18 protein-coding genes and 3 tRNA genes are annotated in these 17,772 nt (G+C 57.6%); 4 read left to right on the top strand and 17 right to left on the bottom strand.

From position 1 onward, the window contains the following. Window positions 1–10: 10 nt before the first annotated feature. The 8 genes from AC6I8F_RS11975 to AC6I8F_RS12010 form a co-directional block, all read right to left on the bottom strand. On the bottom strand, window positions 11–268 hold the full coding sequence (locus tag AC6I8F_RS11975) for a phosphopantetheine-binding protein (protein WP_021508263.1): 258 nt from the start codon (window positions 266–268) through the stop codon (window positions 11–13). A 3-nt stretch (window positions 269–271) separates the two neighbouring features. After that, complete coding sequence (locus AC6I8F_RS11980; RefSeq protein WP_021508264.1) at window positions 272–1,072, bottom strand: lysophospholipid acyltransferase family protein; 801 nt, start codon at window positions 1,070–1,072, stop codon at window positions 272–274. Then, window positions 1,062–1,793 (bottom strand): beta-ketoacyl synthase chain length factor, encoded by a 732-nt coding sequence (locus AC6I8F_RS11985; RefSeq protein ID WP_498028054.1) that lies wholly within the window; start codon window positions 1,791–1,793, stop codon window positions 1,062–1,064. The genes AC6I8F_RS11980 and AC6I8F_RS11985 overlap by 11 nt, the downstream gene beginning before the upstream one ends. Window positions 1,794–1,986: 193 nt before the next feature. Beyond that, complete coding sequence (locus AC6I8F_RS11990; protein ID WP_058759697.1) at window positions 1,987–2,376, bottom strand: hypothetical protein; 390 nt, start codon at window positions 2,374–2,376, stop codon at window positions 1,987–1,989. Between the two features lie 236 nt (window positions 2,377–2,612). Beyond that, window positions 2,613–3,983 (bottom strand): efflux transporter outer membrane subunit, encoded by a 1,371-nt coding sequence (locus AC6I8F_RS11995; RefSeq protein WP_498028055.1) that lies wholly within the window; start codon window positions 3,981–3,983, stop codon window positions 2,613–2,615. After that, the gene (locus AC6I8F_RS12000; RefSeq protein WP_498028056.1) at window positions 3,980–5,071 is read right to left on the bottom strand and encodes an HlyD family secretion protein; all 1,092 of its coding nucleotides are present in this window, start codon (window positions 5,069–5,071) and stop codon (window positions 3,980–3,982) included. Before AC6I8F_RS12000 ends, AC6I8F_RS11995 begins: the two co-directional genes overlap by 4 nt. Next, a complete protein-coding gene (locus tag AC6I8F_RS12005; RefSeq protein ID WP_498028057.1) occupies window positions 5,068–6,753 on the bottom strand; it encodes an MFS transporter in 1,686 nt (561 codons plus the stop codon). Before AC6I8F_RS12005 ends, AC6I8F_RS12000 begins: the two co-directional genes overlap by 4 nt. Window positions 6,754–6,755: 2 nt before the next feature. Further along, the gene (locus tag AC6I8F_RS12010) at window positions 6,756–7,187 is read right to left on the bottom strand and encodes a MarR family winged helix-turn-helix transcriptional regulator (RefSeq protein WP_058759700.1); all 432 of its coding nucleotides are present in this window, start codon (window positions 7,185–7,187) and stop codon (window positions 6,756–6,758) included. A gap of 478 nt (window positions 7,188–7,665) precedes the next feature. On the opposite strand from AC6I8F_RS12010, the gene AC6I8F_RS12015 reads away from it, so the two are divergent. Further along, a complete protein-coding gene (locus AC6I8F_RS12015; protein WP_021508271.1) occupies window positions 7,666–7,923 on the top strand; it encodes a biofilm/acid-resistance regulator YmgB/AriR in 258 nt (85 codons plus the stop codon). A gap of 151 nt (window positions 7,924–8,074) precedes the next feature. Next, the gene (locus tag AC6I8F_RS12020; protein ID WP_498028058.1) at window positions 8,075–9,574 is read left to right on the top strand and encodes a SulP family inorganic anion transporter; all 1,500 of its coding nucleotides are present in this window, start codon (window positions 8,075–8,077) and stop codon (window positions 9,572–9,574) included. A gap of 41 nt (window positions 9,575–9,615) precedes the next feature. Here the strand turns inward: AC6I8F_RS12020 and rclA are convergent, their stop codons facing one another. Continuing rightward, on the bottom strand, window positions 9,616–10,941 hold the full coding sequence (gene rclA / locus AC6I8F_RS12025) for a reactive chlorine resistance oxidoreductase RclA (RefSeq protein WP_498028059.1): 1,326 nt from the start codon (window positions 10,939–10,941) through the stop codon (window positions 9,616–9,618). A gap of 137 nt (window positions 10,942–11,078) precedes the next feature. On the opposite strand from rclA, the gene AC6I8F_RS12030 reads away from it, so the two are divergent. Together AC6I8F_RS12030 and AC6I8F_RS12035 are read left to right on the top strand one after the other, a co-directional pair. Beyond that, window positions 11,079–11,942 (top strand): helix-turn-helix domain-containing protein, encoded by an 864-nt coding sequence (locus tag AC6I8F_RS12030; protein WP_498028060.1) that lies wholly within the window; start codon window positions 11,079–11,081, stop codon window positions 11,940–11,942. Window positions 11,943–12,052: 110 nt separating this feature from the next. After that, window positions 12,053–12,223: a hypothetical protein gene (locus AC6I8F_RS12035; protein ID WP_058769590.1), complete on the top strand. Its 171-nt coding sequence runs from the start codon at window positions 12,053–12,055 to the stop codon at window positions 12,221–12,223. A gap of 207 nt (window positions 12,224–12,430) precedes the next feature. Here the strand turns inward: AC6I8F_RS12035 and AC6I8F_RS12040 are convergent, their stop codons facing one another. From AC6I8F_RS12040 to uvrY, 8 genes are all read right to left on the bottom strand, one after another. Further along, window positions 12,431–12,871 (bottom strand): WapI family immunity protein, encoded by a 441-nt coding sequence (locus tag AC6I8F_RS12040; protein WP_498028061.1) that lies wholly within the window; start codon window positions 12,869–12,871, stop codon window positions 12,431–12,433. A 17-nt stretch (window positions 12,872–12,888) separates the two neighbouring features. Beyond that, window positions 12,889–13,557, bottom strand: coding sequence for a hypothetical protein (locus AC6I8F_RS12045; protein ID WP_227746422.1), 669 nt, complete (start codon window positions 13,555–13,557; stop codon window positions 12,889–12,891). Window positions 13,558–13,999: 442 nt separating this feature from the next. Beyond that, window positions 14,000–14,085 (bottom strand) — tRNA-Leu (locus AC6I8F_RS12050). 11 nt (window positions 14,086–14,096) lie between these two features. After that, window positions 14,097–14,170: transfer RNA gene (locus tag AC6I8F_RS12055), tRNA-Cys, on the bottom strand. 43 nt (window positions 14,171–14,213) lie between these two features. Continuing rightward, window positions 14,214–14,289, bottom strand: a tRNA-Gly gene (locus tag AC6I8F_RS12060). Window positions 14,290–14,440: 151 nt separating this feature from the next. Continuing rightward, window positions 14,441–14,989 (bottom strand): CDP-diacylglycerol--glycerol-3-phosphate 3-phosphatidyltransferase, encoded by a 549-nt coding sequence (gene pgsA, locus AC6I8F_RS12065; protein WP_021508275.1) that lies wholly within the window; start codon window positions 14,987–14,989, stop codon window positions 14,441–14,443. Window positions 14,990–15,057: 68 nt separating this feature from the next. Further along, a complete protein-coding gene (gene uvrC / locus AC6I8F_RS12070; RefSeq protein ID WP_058769589.1) occupies window positions 15,058–16,890 on the bottom strand; it encodes an excinuclease ABC subunit UvrC in 1,833 nt (610 codons plus the stop codon). Beyond that, window positions 16,883–17,542, bottom strand: a complete 660-nt coding sequence (uvrY, locus tag AC6I8F_RS12075; protein ID WP_021508277.1) for a UvrY/SirA/GacA family response regulator transcription factor — start codon at window positions 17,540–17,542, stop codon at window positions 16,883–16,885. The genes uvrC and uvrY overlap by 8 nt, the downstream gene beginning before the upstream one ends. Window positions 17,543–17,772: the final 230 nt, after the last annotated feature.

Below are 17,772 nucleotides of genomic sequence, written 5' to 3' on the forward strand. Positions count from 1 at the left end.
TCGACGGTTCTCAGGCTTGCTGTTGTTCAACAAAAGCGGCCAGCGTGGCCACGGAAAAAAAGTGCGCCCGCAGCGTTTCGCTCTCGGCGGAGAGCTGCACGCCGAAGCGGTTTTTCACCGCCAGTCCCAGCTCCAGCGCATCGATCGAGTCGAGCCCCAGCCCTTCGCCAAACAGCGGTGCGTCGCTATCGATATCATCCGGACTGATATCTTCCAGATTCAGCGTGTCGATAATCATGGTTTTAATGTCGTCAATCAGTGCTTGCATAACTTACTTTGTCTCTTCAGGCACCAGCGCCTGTTGCAGATAACGCGTCAAACGGCGCGCGGCCAGCGGCTGCGCATCCTCATCCGCTTCGTGAAAGGCGTGGCTGGCAATACGCGATTGTACGCGTACCGTAAAAACCGGTTTAACCAGCGGAATCTGATACCAGCGGCTTTGCTTGTCGAGCATACGCTGGGTACAGGTGATATGAATCACGCGCAGATCGCATCCGGCGCGCACCGCAATATTTGCCGCACCGCGCTGCAGTTGCAGCGGCTGGCCGTAACGAGTGCGCGTCCCTTCGGGGAAAATCAGAATGGTATCGCCGCGTGCCAGCCGCTGCTGGCTATCCGGCAGTAGCGTCTCCGCCTCGCTGTTAATCAGGTAATCGGCTGATTTAATAACGCCGCGGAAGAAAATGTTGTGCTGCAGGTCGGCCTTCACCAGGCAATCCATCTCGGGTAACAGCGAGGCGATCATCACGTAATCGATCAGCGACGGATGGTTAGCGACAATCAGGCAGCCGCGATCCTGACGCAGCGCTTCTGCGCCCAGCATCTGATAGTCATACACGCCGACAAAACGGCAGAAGCGCAGAAAGCAGCGAAAGCTCCATGCAATGCTGCGGCGCGCGATCTGCCGCCGGCGCAGACCGTCACGCTGAATCAGCAGCAGCAGGTTGAACCAGATCAGCGACAGCAACAGACCGCCAATGCTGAACAGGCTAAAGCAAAGCGCGGTCATCACCAGCCGCCAGTAATAGTTGCCACCGCGCCGCTGGCGCATCGGCATAGCGTTATCCGCCATGAGCACGCTCCCAGCGCCACTGATGACGCTCGCCGGTCAGGGTGAAATCCGCCGTCTCGCTCAGCATTGCATGCAGAAACTGCAGGCTCTGCGGCAGCGCATCGGGCTGAGAGCGGGCGGCGGTCGCCGTACAGCGCCACGCTTCGCCGGCGCGCAGCAGCAGCGCAACCGCGTAGGGTGCATTGAAGGTATCGATCTCCGGTAGCCACGGACGGTAGTAGTCGGGCACCAGCCCGTCAAAATCCACCAGCAGCACCTGCTGGTAACCGGCCTGATGCAGCGTGGTAACCTCAAGCAGGCCCTGCTGGAAGCTGTCGATGCCAGCAGAAATTGACGATGACACTAATGGCTGACGTGCGGCGATGGTCAGGCTGCCGACCGCCGAGTTGTGCACCGACATCGCGAAGTCGGTGGGGGATAGCGGCTGGCCGTCCGCGAGCGTACGCAGAATACGCAGATTGCGTTCCAGTTCGCCATGACGGCTGGTAAACACCACGGCGTCAACCGGCTGTCGGGCCAGCAGCGCAAGGCCGCACTCAACGGCGGCACGGCTGCCGGGGCTGAGACGACGGGCAGTCATCATCGGTAAAAACTGAGGTTTGGCGATAGCCAGGCAGGCATCCAGTACCGGCGCGTGTTGCGCCCAGCGCTGCCAGTCGTCGGCGCTGCTGTGGCCCGGCGCGATGGCATGCCAGTCAACAAGGGAGTAAGCGAGTTTCATACCTGCATTCTTTCTTCAGCCTCAGGGATGGTCAGATTTTCGCTGCGCGGCATCCCTTCCCTGCTCTCTATTCCAGTCATCCGCCTCACGCGGATGTCGCCGAGTTCTCAGGCGAACATCGGGTCCGCCTGTTTCTATTTCGGCAGCGTGCCGGCTAACTTTACGATTAACTGTTAGCGGCGCGCGTGATGACTTATTTTACCGCCTGCACCGCCAGACGGGTCTGGATGCCCTGGTTCAGGTTCTGAATCCAGCGGTTATAGTTACGGTGAATCTGGCCACTGCCTGCTTTCAGATTGGTGCTGCTGACGTAATCAATGCGGTAGCTGTTAGCAGTGTAGGTGATACGGATATTCGCCGTGTGGCCGCGTTCTGCCAGCAGACCATTCATCACGCCCGGACCCGCCGGTGAGATCACCCAGTGATTGGCCGCGCCAGCTTCCACGATAGCGCGCTGCATCTGCTGATCGCTGTAGCTCTGTGCGACCGTCTGGCTGACGTTCTGGATCGGTGCCGTGCGCGATGCACAGCCGGTGATTAATACCGCTGCAACCAGCAGTGCCAGCGTGGCTTTTTTATTCATCATTTCCTTTTCTTCCCCTGTCATGGCAAGCCGCGCAACCACGCGGCCGTGCAGGCAACAACCCCTGCATAGTTCCGTTCAGACTGTGTAAAGCGCCGCGGATAATACCACTAATTGTAAAGACAAGTAAAAAAAAGCATGAACCACTTAAGTTCGGGCTGGTGCTGTTGTGAAAGCGGGGTGAACGGGCTTAAGACGTCATTTATAACCGCAGCCAGGCGGCTGCGGCATGATGATCAACCCTGCCAGCCGCCACCAAGTGCGCGGTAGAGATCGATTTGCGCCAGCAGCAGCGTGTTTTTCACCGCCACAATATTCAGCTGGGTGCTGAACAGCGTGCGCTGCGCATCAAGCTCATCGAGATAGGACGCATAGCCATTCTGATAACGGTTGCGCGCAATCCGCCACGCCTCGGCAACGTAGCGCTCCTGCGCCTGCAACTCTGTCAGCTGCTGCTGGCTGCGCGTGATGGCATCCAGCGCGTTATCCACCTCGGCAAAGGCGTTGCGCACCACCCTTTCGTAGCCGTACAGCGCCTGGTTGCGCGACGCCATCGCCACATCCACCTGCGCGGTCAGCGCTTCGCGGTTGAGCAGCGGTGTCAGCACGCTGCCGCCGATGCTCCACAGGCGGAACGGATTATCCAGCAGATCGTGTAGCTGGCTGCTCTGCAGCGTGCCGGACGCCGTCAGGTTGAGCGATGGCAGCAGCTGTGCCTGCGCCGCCGCCAGCGACGCGTCGCTCGCCAGCAGCAGGCGCTGCGCCTGGACTATGTCAGGCCGGCGATTCAGCAGCTGCGACGGCAGCAGCGCCGGCAGTGCGTGGGGTCGCAGCTGGTCGAACTGGCTGCTGCGTGCAATCTGGCGCGGATTCATGCCAACCAGAATGCTGAGCGCGTTCTCCTGCTGGGCGATCTGATGCTGCAGCTGAGGAATTTGCGCTTTCGCTGTCTGATACTCCGACGCCGCCTGCATCCATTCGAGCCGCGAGGTATAGCCGGTTTCGAACTGACGCTGCGCCAGGTTCAGCGAGTTCTGCCGCGTTTCCAGCGTGGCCTCGGTCACGCGCAGCTGCTCGTCGAGCGCGCACAGGCTGAGGTAACCGGACGCGACCGAAGTGGCCACCGTCAGCTCGGCTGCCGAGGCCGCCGCACGCTGCGCCGCCAGCGTGGCTTCCGCCGCGCGGATGCTGTTGCTGCGGCTGCCCCATAAGTCGACCTCATAATTCGCCTGCAGCAGTCCCTGAAATACCGCACTTTCGTACGGCTGACCGGTCGCCGCTGACAGCGCACGCTGATGGGTTGCCGCCACGCCCGCCGACAGCGTGGGGAAGTTGTCGCCCTGCGCAGCGCGCAGCTCGGCGCGATACTGATCGACGCGCGACCGTGCAATGAGAATATCGCTGTTGTGCTGTAGCGCCTGGTTCACCAGCCAGTTGAGGCGATCATCACCAAAGCTGCGCCACCACTGCGCTTCCGGCGCGGCAGCGGGCCCGACCTGCTGGCGCCAGTCGGGCGGAATCGGCAGCGACGACGGCGCCTGCTCCACGTCGCGGGCGCAGCCGGTCAGTAGCAGCGCGATGAGCACCGCGAGTAACGGCCGCTTCATAACGCATCCCGGTGTGGTTCGGCGGCGGTATCAATGTCGACTTCCACCGACATCCCCGGCCGCAGCTGCTGCAGTTCGTCACCAAGAATTTTGATGCGCACCGGAATGCGCTGGGCGATTTTCACGAAGTTACCAGTGGCGTTATCTGGCGAGATGGCGCTGAACTCAGATCCGGCGGCGGGCGAGATAAACTCAACGCGGCCGTCAAAACGCTTGCCGTCCAGCGCATCAACGCGGATCGACACCGGCAGGCCGGGGCGCACACGCGCCAGCTGGGTTTCCTTCAGGTTGGCAATCACCCATTTATTATCCGGCACCACCGAGGTCAGCCGCGTGCCGGCAGTAACGTACGTGCCTTTGCGCACCGACAGCTGACCGAGCTGGCCGCTGTCCGGCGCGATAATGCGCGTATTGTTCAGATCGATATTGGCCAGCTCCAGTGCCGCCTGCGCGCTGGCTACGTCGCCGGCCAGCGCCGCGCGGTTAACGATGGTGGTTTGCAGATTCTGCTGCGAGACCGCCACCTGCGCCGCCGCCTGGCGCAGTTGGGCCTGCGCCTGCGCATTGGCTGCGCGCGCGGCATCACGCTCGCGTACCGACAGCGAGCCATCAGCCGCCAGATTTTCCACCCGCTTCAAATCGAGACTGCTTTTCAGCGCCTGCGCTTTGGCATTCTCCAGCGCGGCTTTATTGCTGGCGATAGTGGCTTCCGCACTCTTCTGCTGCTGCTGGTTGTTATTCTGCGCGGCGATCTTCATCGCCAGCTGTGCCTGCGCCTGATGCACGCGCTGGCGATAGATACGATCGTCAATGGTCATCAGCAGCTGTCCTTTGCGCACCGGCTGCAGATCCACCACCTCAACGTTCGTCAGGTAGCCGCTGACCTGCGGGCTGATAAAGGTCACCTGGCCGCGCACGTAGGCGTTTTCCGTTGACTGGATGGTGCTGGTAAAGGGCCACAGCTGCCAGGCGTATAAAATCACCAGCACGCCCACGATGGCGATACCGCTCCCGGCGGCGATAGAGAGAATGCGTCGGCGGTTGGTGCGCTCGCGCTCCGCAGCCTGTAGATCGTCCTGTTGACTCATGGGGTCTCCGTTCGGTTTGCTGGCGCAGCCTGCTGCTGTTGCTCAGTCAGATTATGTCGCGCCTGGCGCCAGTTAAGATAACGCAGCCGCGTCAGGCGCCACAGCACCCACATCAGCGTTATCATTGCCAGCGCGGCGGTCAGTAAATAGGTATCGTTATAAGCCAGCACGTTGGCCTGCAGCGTGGCCACGGTTTGCAGCTGACTGCTGCTCTGCGCGCTGAGCAGGCCGCTGTCCGCCAGCTGGCTGCGAAACAGCGCGCTGTACTGGCTGAGGCGATCCACCACATTGGGATCGAGCAGCGACAGCTGATCACCCAGCAGGCTGGAGTGATATTTTTCGCGCCACGTCTGGAAGGTGCCGAGAATGGCAGAGCCAATCAGCCCGCCAAGATTCTGGCTCATGCCAAACAGCACGACAAAACTCACCAGATTTTTCGGCTGAGTCACCACGCCGCCGATGCCAAGCAGCATCGCTGGCCCAAGGAAAAAAGCACTGCTGAAACCGAGCAGAAACTGGCTGAAGTAGAGATTGCTGGCACGCGTCAGCGGGCTGGATTGCGCATCCATCAGCGAGGCGACAATCATTACGGCCAGCGAGACCACGATTGGCCAGCTCAGATGGTTGGGTTTGATGGTCAGCGCGCTGGCAATCATGCCGCAGATCACGCCCGCAATGATCGCCAGCGCCAGCCCGCGCATCTGATCGTTGAGCAGGCCCAGCTGCTGCAGAAAGCCCACCGCACCGGTATTCTGCTCGGCCAGCACGATGCGCATCATGATCATCACGATGCCGAGCCGCACGATCATGCCATTGCTCAGCCAGCGGGTGTTAATCAGCGGGTTAGCGCGGTTATGCTCCAGCACCACCGCCGCGACAATCAGCACCAGCGCCAGCGCCAGACAGACGCCAAGCCAGGGTGTGCTGAACCACCACTCAATGCGCCCGAGTGACAGCACGCCGCACAATAACGCCATGCCCGGTGCCAGCAGCATAAAGGTGACGAAATCGAGCTTTTCGAACGCTTTGATACGGTCGCCCGGCGGCAACTTGATCACCAGCACGCAGCCCAGTGCAATCATCGCCAGGCCCAGCTCAAACAGATAGAGGCCGCGCCACTCCTCCAGCTGCAGCAGCTCGCTGGAGAACAGCCGCGCCAGCGGAATCGCCAGCTGCGAGGCGGTGATGCCAATCACCAGCGCTTTAAGCCGGTGCTTCGCCGGCCAGGCCTGGATCTGATAATAGATGCCCAGCGAGCTGAGCGCCGCGCCCACCATGCCGTGCGCGGTACGCACGATAATCGCCGAGCTGAGATCGTTAGCGAGGATGTGAAAAAACGCCACGATGACGTACAGCACCAGAAAAGCTTCGGTAAACAGCCGCAGACCAAACTGCTGGCGGAACTTCACCAGCAACAGATTAATGGAGATATTGCCCATTACGTAGACCGCCGGCAGCCAGGCGATTTCGTTGCTGTACGCGGCGAAGGTGCCCTGCAGATTGGTGAGGTTGGCGGTCACCAGCGCATTACTCAGCGCACCGGTAATGGAGATCAGCAGGCCGATCAGGCCAAACGCGATGCGTTTCGATGGCGCATGCAGCGGTGTCGAGGGCGATCCCGGCAGCATCGGCTTTTCGTGCGGCAGCCATTCGCGAGGGGCATACGGGTTACGTTTCGCCACGGCTATACGTTTCCTAAGCGTTCAAGCAGCTGCTGCAACACGTTTTCGGTCACTGCCAGCGCGGCGGGATCGATATCGGCCAGCAGCTGGGCGCGCAGCGCATCCGCCTGCGTTTTCACCGTAGCGAACGCCTCGTTGCCCTGCTCGGTTAACACCAGCAGGCGCTTGCGACGATCTTCCTTTGGCTGCACCCGTGCCAGCAGCTGCTGTTTCACCAGCCGATCGACCAGCGGCACCACACTGGCTTCCTCCAGCCCCAATAGCTGTGCCAGCGCCTTTTGCGTCGGCGGTTCACTGGCGGTCGCTACGCTGGCAATTGCCAGCCAGCTACTCATACTCAAACCGCTCTCTTTCAGGCGACGATCAACCGCCAGCCGCCACGCATGGGCAGTAAGATGCAACAGACGGGAAAACGGTTGTGGATGGTCAGTCAAAGCGTAGCGGCCTAATGGTTAGAGTTCTAACTAAATGGGAGGGTTATTATAAGCTAAGCGACGTACGAATGAAAAGTTTGCTTACATCAGCAAATTTAGTCGTGCTGCACGCAGATTACCAGTTTCACTTAAGTCGCAAAAAGGTCCGATCAGGCCGCGTGTACAGCTTGCCTGTATAACTTTTTTCGGCAAAATACCCTATAATATTGAGTAAATTAGCCTGATCAGCACGAAATGCACAAGCCGCCGCTTGTACAGATTAGGGGTTACTGTATAACTTTAGCCGCCATGAATCGGTTAACGATTCGGTAACGAATGATGCAGTTGCGTCGCCTCTGAAGGTGTTGTGGATTTCCACCTTCAGAGGTGTCTTTTTGTGTTGGGTGGTGAGTCAGGTTTTTCGCGCCTGTCCGCGCGGAAATATTTCATCCTGGTTGTGCTGGCCGCTGGGCCATCAGCCAATCTTAAGGGCTTACACATGCAAAATGCCGTCAATAGCAGCGATGCCATCGCTGACAATTTCAAACAGGCCGTTAACAGTGAAACCAATGAGATGGAAGTCTTAGGCCATCTGATTGCTGAAATCCTGCACAGCGGTATGCCAGTGACCAATAAGGCCATTATTGCCGCCCTGATTGGCCGGCTGGAGCAGGAAGCCGATGTCGTCCAGCTGGATGTCTACCGTCACCTGCTGGAACTGGTGGTTCACCAGACCCCGGATGATTTTTCGCTGTAGCCGCAGCGGATTCCAGGGATGGAATCAACCTTATCGCCCCGTTTTACTGGCGCCTCGCGTCATCCCCCGGTAACATCGCCCGCGTTAACTTTTCCATTAAATATTGCTATGCCGTGACGGCATGCGCATCCAATAAAAGAGCCTGCAACAGATGAGTCAAACTGCCGATCGCCCCGCTGCCACAGTGAGCGACATCACGGTCGCACGTGTGCTGCGTTCCCCCTCTCTTTTCACCCGCGAGTGCCTGGCCGGGGTGATTACCGCCCTGGCGCTGATACCGGAAGTGATTTCGTTTTCCGTGATTGCCGGCGTCGACCCTAAAGTCAGCCTTGTCGCTTCGGTGGTGCTGTGCCTGACGCTGTCGATTCTGGGAGGACGGCCTGCGATGGTCACCGCGGCGGCCGGTTCCGTCGCGCTGGTGATCGGGCCGATGGTGCACGCGCATGGCGTGGAGTACATTCTGCCGGCAGTGATCCTCGGCGGTGTTATTCAGATCATTTTCGGCCTTGCCGGGCTGTCGCGCATGATGCGCTATATTCCGCGCTCGGTGATGATCGGCTTCGTTAACGCGCTGGGTATACTGATTTTCTTTGCGCAGGTGCCGCACGTCTGGGGCCAGTCGGGTCTGGTGTGGCTGCTGTTCGCCGCCACGCTGGCCATCGTGCTGCTGCTGCCCAAAGTGCTTAAAAGCGTGCCTTCGCCGCTGGTGGCTATCGTGGCTGTCACCGCTGCCGCGCTGCTGCTGGGCTATCGCGTGCCCAACGTCGGTGATGAAGGGCCAATGCGCGCCGGCCTGCCGGATTTCACTACCCTGCTGGTGCCGCTTAATCTGCACACGCTGCAGATTGTCTGGCCCACCGCGCTGTCGGTCGCCTTCGTCGGCCTGATGGAATCCCTGCTGACCGCCAAACTGGTAGATGACATGACTGATACGCCTTCCGGCAAGCGGCGTGAATCCTGGGCGCTGGGCGTCGGCAATATTCTGGCAGGCTTTTACGGCGGTATCGCCGGCTGCGCGATGATCGGCCAGACCATTGTTAACGTTGAGCTGGGCAAGGCGCGTACCCGGGTGTCCACCGTGGCCGCAGCGCTGGTGCTGCTGTTACTGGTCACCGGTCTGAGCCAGATCATGGCGCAGATTCCGATGGTGGTGCTGGCGGGCATTATGATGGTGGTCGCGGTGAAAACCGTGAACTGGCACAGCCTGCAGCCGGCCACGCTGAAACGCATGCCGTGGTCGGAAACGCTGGTGATGGTGCTGACCGTCGCCGTCACGGTGTGGACCGGTAACCTTGCGCTTGGCGTGCTGGTGGGCGTGATGCTGGCCATGATGCTGTTTGCCCGCCGCATCGCTCATGTAATTCATGCCGAACGCCAGCTGAGTGACGATGGCGAGCAAGTGCACTACACGGTGCGCGGCCCGCTGTTTTTCGCCAGCAGCAACGATCTGTTTGAGCATTTTGACTACGGCCACGATCCGCAGCGCGTCACCATCGATTTGACCCACGCGCAGATTTGGGATGCCTCCAGCGTGGCGGCGCTCGACGCCATTGAGTACCGCTACCAGCGGCACGGCGCCAGCGTCACCTTCACCGGCCTGGATAACCGCAGCAGCGATTTCCGCGATCGCCTGAGCGGCAATCTCGGCTAAATCTGCAATCGGGACGCCCGGTACGGGCGTCCTGTTCGCCATTATTTCACCAGGGCAAACAGATCATTGAGCGATTCGCTCATGGTTGGGTGGGTAAAAATCTGGTCACGCAGCACGCTATACGGAAGCCCGGCATCCATTACCGTTTTCACAATGTTAATGACTTCATGCGAGTCCGCTGCCAGCAGCGCCACGCCGAGAATCTGCTGGCTGCCATTATCAACCACGGCTTTCAGCATGCCACGGGTGTCGTCAACAACGCGCGCACGCGGAATCGCGGCGACCGGCAGTGTCACCACCTGAATATCCCGCCCCTGCGCGCGCGCCTGCGCTTCAGTCAAACCAATACGTGATAACACAGGCGTCATAAACACGGAATACGGGATGTTAACGCGATCTTTGGTGGTGCGCGTGCCCTTACCCAGCAACTGATCGTAAACGATGCGGAAATCATCAAGCGAAATATAGGTAAACTGTGGCCCACCGGTAACATCGCCCAGCGCCCAGATATGGTCCACGGAAGTTTTAAGCTGTTTATCGACGCGCACCGCGCCGCGCGCATCGGTCACCACTCCCGCGTTTTCCAGTTTCAGTGCCTTCGTCGCCGGACGACGGCCCGTGGCGACCAGCAGCACATCGACTTCACGATCGCCCTGTGCGGTATGCAGCGTCACGCTGTCGTGACCGCTGGTCACACGCTGTAATGCAGTGTTGAGCTCGATCTTAACGCCCTGCTCCTGCAGGATCCCGGCTATCGCCGCACTGATATCATCATCTTCCCGCGCCAGAAATTGCGGTGCACTTTCAAACAACGTCACTTCGCTGCCAAAACCGGCAAACATGGAAGCAAACTCAACGCCAATATAACCGCCGCCGAGGATCCCCAGCCGCTGTGGCAGTTGCGTTAAATTCAGGATACCGCTGCTGTCAACCACGCGCGGTCCGGCAACTAAGCCTTCCAGTGCGGGAAACACCGCTTCGGCACCGCTATTGATAAAAATACGCTCAGCATGAATCTGGCTGACCTGCTGCGAAGAGGTGATTTTCAGCGTGTGGGCATCCACAAATTCCGCCTCGCCATCAATGACATCGACCTGCGCAATAGCGGCCAGGTTGAGATAATTCTTCTCACGCAACAATTCTACTACTGCCGCTTTGCGCTGCATGGCCTCGCTGAAACTGGCATGATGTTGCACATCGTGTACCAGTGCTTTCGTTGGGATACAGCCAACATTAATGCAGGTGCCACCATACATTTCGCGGGATTTTTCGATGATCGCGACACGCCATCCGGCGCGCCCCAGTGCCGCCGCCAGTGTTTTACCTGCTTTACCAAATCCGATGATTGCTGCCTGATAATGGTTCATGATGTTCTCCATGAGCGTCAAAAATAGTCATCACCCAAAGCTTACGGTTTGCTGCCGCGCCGTATTTCGCCGCAACGCTGGTATTTTTGTCTTTGCGTCTGAATCAAGCGGGCAGTTCAGGAAAAGGGAAAAAACAGATGGATCCATTGAGTCAACTGCTGCTGCTGCATAACCCGCAGGGCAGCATAGATAAGAACTGCGTGCTGAGCGGTGAGTGGCAACTGCCGCACAGCGCCGGGCACCTGTGCGCAGTGCGCTGGCATACGGTCACAGGCGGCCCGGTCATGCTGGATATGCCCGTCACTGCGGGTGTCGAACTCAATGCTGGCAGCGTCATATTTCTGCCGCAAAACGCCGCGCATCGTATTTATCAGCGCCATGCGCAGCCAACCCAACTGGTATGCGGCCTGCTGGAACTGCCCGCGTCGGCGCATGCTTTCCTCACCGCCCTGCCCGAAGTGCTAATGCTGGCCCCCGAACCCACAAGCAGCGATGGGCGCTGGCTGGCTGCGGTGCTGCCGTTCATCACCCAGAGTGCTGACGCACTGCCAGCTGCTGGTGATGCCGCACTTCGCAGCCAGCAGATTGGCAGCCTGTTCACACTGGCGGTACGTCATGGGCTTTTAACTCACGCAGCGCACCCTGGCTTACTCTCCCTGGCTCTGCATCCACGTCTTGGCCCTTTAATCACCCAGCTGTGCGCCGCGCCGGAAAGGCCGTGGACGGTAGAAGCCATGGCTCAGCAAGTGTTTATGTCCCGCGCCTCATTCGCGCTGCTGTTCCGCCAGCTCAGCGCTACCACGCCGCTGGCCGTGCTCACCGCCCTTCGTCTGCAGCTGGCCGCTCAGCGACTGGCACGCGAAACAGCCCCGTTAATCAACATCGCTCTGGCCGTCGGCTACGCCAGCGAATCATCCTTTCACAAAGCGTTTGTCCGTGAGTTTGGCTGCACACCGGGAGAATACCGACGTCGCGTTGAAACGCTGGCGGAGGACCGCTAAGAGTAAAGAAGAAAACTGTACGCGCTTCGCTTGCGTAAAGGCGGATTCGTGGCTTTGCTTATTTCTCAGTGCGTTAACGATTACGCGGTTCGTAACAGGAGGAGAGCAAAATGAGTGGTTTGATGAAGGCAGCCTTAGCGGCACTGACATTGGTTACCCTGGCCGGCTGTATGCAACACAGCGATGCGGTGGGCAGTGACGGACGTCCGCACGCACCCAGCAAGCAGTCAGTGCCTGGTGCCAGCGAAGGCGAAGGCCCGGTCGGCCAGCCACAGGATTGAGATTAATGGGACAGAAGTTATGTCCCGTTTTTATTTGACTGCATGACGTAGGCTCCATGAATTCCGGCATAAGTGAAGTCATGGTTAACGAGCTGGAGCGTCTGGTAAGCGATGCAAAAGCCCTTAACTTCCCCAGTAATCTCGCTGCTAATCGGCAAATCCCGATTGCGATTGCCCATTTCAAGAGATGGCGGATAAATCAGAATTTTATTCCGGCCAGCTGATCATCTCCTCCAGCTGCCTGAGAATGTCCGGGAAGTAACTCTCATTGATAGCCAGTTCGCCCTTTATCTGAACGCTATCAGCATGGTCTTCCGGACGAAGAACATATTCAATAATCACGATATCATCACCCGTGATCTTACTCAGAACCATATTGAGCTGGTTGAGCTGGCTGCGAAAACTAAAAGATTCAATTTCCTGGCGGGCCATTACCGCCTTGTAGTATCGAGAAAATGTTGCGCGCAGCTCCCTCAGTTCGCCGACGGTAAACTCAGTTTGAAACTGCACCTTCACTCCGCTGACGGAAAACTCCACATAAGACTTAATCCAGTCCCAGACGTGATTAACCGGATCGGTTTCGTTATCAACAACACGCTCAAAGGGTGAGATCGTGAAGACGAATCCTTCATTTCTAAAATCAAACATGCGTGCTTTCCTGCCGGTTAATCAAAATATTTAAAATGGGTGATCGTCCAGTCTGACTCTCGCACCACAACCTCAAGAGTGTATTTTTTATACTCGGTTATGTTTAGCTTGCGATTGAGTTTATACATCTCAGTTTCATAGCGAAACATCCCTTCGCCTTTACGGGGATCCGCCATACGCCTGCCGTAACGGATGGCTTTTTCCTGGATATGTAATGGAACATAGCGCCCCGGTTCATACATATGCCGAGCTGCTGTTTCTGTCATTTTAAGGTTACCAGCAGATAAACCGGTTTTTAACCGCGCACGAAGAAACATGATAGTCGCCTGACTAAGTTTCACCCTGACAGCCGCGCGCGTAGCAGTTTCAAAAAGTACGCGGCCCGCGCGAAAAATACGGAAAACGCCAAAAGCGATAAGCGCAATATCGGTGGGATCAATCAAGGGGGCTTCAAGAGGAGCCTCTTCCAGGCGCAGAAAGTGACCCTGTGTATCATATATCTGCCACAGTCCTGGGGCCTGTGCGACTGAATAACCAATACACATGCCACTGGTTTCATCCAGTATGGGTTGTGCGTTATGCGGCAGTGTCCGGGGCCGAAGTTCAAAAAATACATCAGCCGGTAATGGCGACTGGAAGGTGTAATATCTACCCGGTTCTTTCGTTGCGGTTTCTGCAATCATCATCGTTCCCTCGTTTTTAACAGACTTGCGGTAGTACCACTGAATGTCAGAGCGACAACTCAAGATTACTCCCCGTTGCGTCATCAGCAAACCCAAATCATGTGCCCCCACCTCATCTGCGCCCCGGAGCATAACTTTGAGCGGGTAAGCGATAGGCGGCAGATAATTTCTGAACGTCCTTGTCGTAAAGGCGAGCGGGGACAAGTGCCCACCTCCCCGCTATCAATTGCGATCTCAATCATCATTTTCAGCATCAAAATGTTCAACAACTGGCTGCGCATGATCGAAAGGACGTGATGGTTACAATGGTTGTGGTTGGCGGGCAGAAGAAGAGCGTTTGATATTATGAAGTGATATTAGGAAAGATTTTCAGGCACAAAAAAAACCGCCCTTGGGCGGTCACGACATTGCTACTTATTGCTTTGATTTTATTCGGTATTAAATATGGTGCCCGGGGCGGGACTTGAACCCGCACGACCATAAGCCGAGGGATTTTAAATCCCTTGTGTCTACCGATTTCACCACCCGGGCAGGGTGTAAACTGGAGGCGCGTCCCGGAGTCGAACCGAGGTGGACGGATTTGCAATCCGCTGCATGGCCACTCTGCCAACGCGCCTTTTAATCTGAGGTGCAAGCCGTCTGCGACGTATTGCAATATCTGGAGCGGGAAACGAGACTCGAACTCGCGACCCCGACCTTGGCAAGGTCGTGCTCTACCAACTGAGCTATTCCCGCATTTGCTTATGCTTCACCGAACTTGCTGATTTTATTCAGCTTCTTGCAGCCTTGCTGCCGTTCGATGCGATGCATTCTACTTATCTGACGCAACGAGTCAATAGAATTATCCACACACTGCGTCCGTTTGCTGCTTTTTAAATCGCATCGATCAGCTATCGAGCAAATCGCCGCGTGCCGCGCTTAAATACTGAAACATCGACCAAAAAGTCAGCACCGCTGCGATGTACAACGCCACCACGCCAACGCCTACTACGGTCGCGTCCGGACGCCACAGCAGCGCCACCAGCGACAGCATCTGCGCCGTGGTCTTCACTTTGCCAATCCACGACACCGCCACGCTACTGCGCTTGCCTATCTCCGCCATCCACTCACGTAAGGCCGAGATGATGATTTCACGGGCGATCATGGTGGCGGCCGGCAACGTGATCCACCAGGCGTGGAAATACTCGGCGACCAGCACCAGCGCCATCGCCACCATCACTTTGTCAGCGACCGGATCGAGAAAGGCTCCAAAACGTGTTGTCTGCTTCCAGCGACGCGCGAGGAAGCCATCAAACCAGTCAGTGACCGCAGCAATGACAAACAGCAGCGCCGTCGCGAAGGGAGCCCAGTGAAATGGCAGATAGAACGCCAGCACGAAGAACGGGATCAGAACAACTCGAAACAGGGTAAGACACGTCGGAATGTTAAATTGCATATGCCAGTAACTGTCTGGTGTGAGTAGGATTTAACGTATGTTCCTACATTGCCCACCCTGTTTCAATGTTAGTGTTTCAGCGAGTAGTAGATTTTTTCCGCCAGGGCGAAGGAGATACCCGGTACTTTAGCGATCTCATCGACGCTGGCATTCATCAGCGGTTGCAGGCCGCCCATGTACTTCAGCAGCTGCTGACGCCGTTTGGGTCCGACGCCTTCGATGCTCTCCAGCGCGCTGGTGTTCTTCACTTTGGCGCGTTTTTTCCGGTGGCCCGAAATTGCATGATTGTGAGCGTCGTCACGAATGTGCTGGATAACATGCAGCGCCGGCGAGTCCGGCGGCAGCGAAACGCCCTCGCCTTCCGCCGCAAAGAACAGGGTTTCCAGGCCAGCTTTACGGTCGCTGCCTTTTGCCACGCCGAGCAGAATCGGCCGGTTTTTATCCCACGGCACATCCAGTTCCGCAAACACCTGCTGCGCCTGCGCCAGCTGCCCTTTACCGCCATCGATCAGGATCACATCCGGGATCTTTTCCGGTTCCAGCGCCTTACCGTAACGACGGCGCAGCACCTGATTCATCGCCGCGTAGTCATCACCGGGAGTAATTCCTTCAATGTTGTAGCGGCGATAGTCAGCGCGCAGCGGGCCGTCACGGTTGAACACCACGCAGGACGCGATGGTCTGTTCGCCCATGGTGTGGCTGATGTCGAAACACTCCATGCGGTTAATCTGCTCCAGTTTGAGGAACGCCGCCAGCGCCGCCAGACGCTGCTGGATAGTCGAGTGCTGCGCCAGCCGCGTCGTCAGCGCCGTAGCGGCATTGGTGCGCGCCAGCTTCAGGTAGCGCGCGCGGTCGCCGCGCGGTTTGCTCTGAATGCTGACCTTTCGCCCGGCCAGTTCGCTCAGCGATGCGGCCAGCAGTTCCCGCTCAGGCAGAGTGAAGTCCAGCAGGATGTCCGCCGGTAAGGTGCGCGCTTCGCTGCCCTGCAGATAAAACTGTCCGACAAACGTCTGCACCACTTCGGTGAGTTCCGTGTCTGCGGGCACTTTCGGGAAATAGCTGCGGCTGCCCAGCACTTTGCCCTGCCGGATAAACAGCACGTGCAGACAGGCCATGCCGGCGTCATAGGCCACGCCCATCACGTCGAGATCATCGCCCTGATTGGAGACGAACTGTTTCTCCGTAATCCGCCGCACCGCCTGAATCTGGTCCCGCAGGCGCGCCGCCTCTTCGAAGCGCAGGCCCACGCTGGCCTGCTCCATACGCTGCACCAGCTGATTAATTACCTGATCGTCTTTACCGGCCAGAAACAGCCGCACATAGTCGGTTTGCTGCGCATATTCTTCTTCGCTCACCAGGCCGGCGACGCAGGGGCCGAGGCAACGGCCAATCTGATACTGCAGGCACGGGCGCGAGCGGTTGCGGTAGACGCTGTTCTCGCACTGGCGAATCGGAAACACCTTTTGCAGCAGCGCCAAAGTTTCACGCACCGCATAGCCGTTGGGAAACGGACCAAAGTATTCACCTTTGGCGTGTTTGGCACCGCGGTGCATCGCCAGGCGCGGATGCGGATCGCCGCTAAGGAAAATATAGGGGTACGACTTATCATCGCGCAGCAGCACGTTGTAGCGCGGCTGATACAACTTGATGTAGTTGTGCTCCAGCAGCAGCGCTTCGGTCTCCGTATGGGTGACCGTGACATCAATATTATGGATGTTGCTGACCAGCACTTCGGTCTTACGGCTTCCCACCTGCGTGCGGAAATAGCTGCTCAGGCGTTTTTTAAGGTCTTTGGCTTTACCAACATAGATCACCGTGCCTGTCGCGTCATACATGCGGTAGACGCCGGGCTGACTGGTCACGGTGCTGAGAAAGGCTTTAGGATTGAAAACGTCACTCACTACTGATTAACGGCTCCGCATTGAACAGGCCATGGCGTATGGCCAGATGCGTTAACTCTACGTCACCACTGATGTTCAACTTGCTGAACATGCGATAGCGATAGCTATTAACGGTTTTCGGGCTCAGGTTAAGCTGCTCGGAAATCTCCGTCACCTTTTGCCCTCGGGTAATCATCAGCATAATCTGCAATTCCCTTTCCGACAAACAGCTGAACGGTGATTCGGCGCGCTGCGGCTCGATCTGGCTCAGCGCCATCTGCTGAGCGATATCAGAGGCGATGTAACGCTGACCGGCGTGCACCGAGCGAATCGCGCTAACCACTTCCTGCGGCGCCGCCCCTTTGCTGAGATAACCTGCCGCACCGGCCTGCATGACTTTCGCTGGCAGAGGATTTTCGGTGTGGATGGTCAGCATGATGATGCGGATATCCGGATTGAAGCGCACGATTTTGCGCGTCGCCTCCAGTCCGCCAATACCGGGCATGTTCATGTCCATCAGCACCACATCCACAGGATGAGTGCGGCACCATTTTACCGCATCCTCACCACAGGCCACTTCCCCGGCAATCACCAGTCCCTTCATATCTTCCAGTATGCGACGAATACCGGCGCGTACCAGTTCATGGTCATCAACAAGAAGCAGGCTGATCAACGGGACGTACTCCGCAGGTTAGTGGGGGAAAATATATTTCAGGGGCGTTATCTTACCGGGTTTCGCGTGGAAAGAACATCAGGGGCGCCAGATAAATCTCAAAACCAATGACCCATGTCAAATAGCAGGCAGCGGTGATTGTTTTTTTTAGCTGATGCAATACCATAATGGAATAAAATTGTTAAAATGTGACTAATATCATTAAGTTATAATTTATAACCCGCCTTCGC

It is taken from the genome of gamma proteobacterium symbiont of Axiagastus rosmarus (assembly GCF_059730925.1).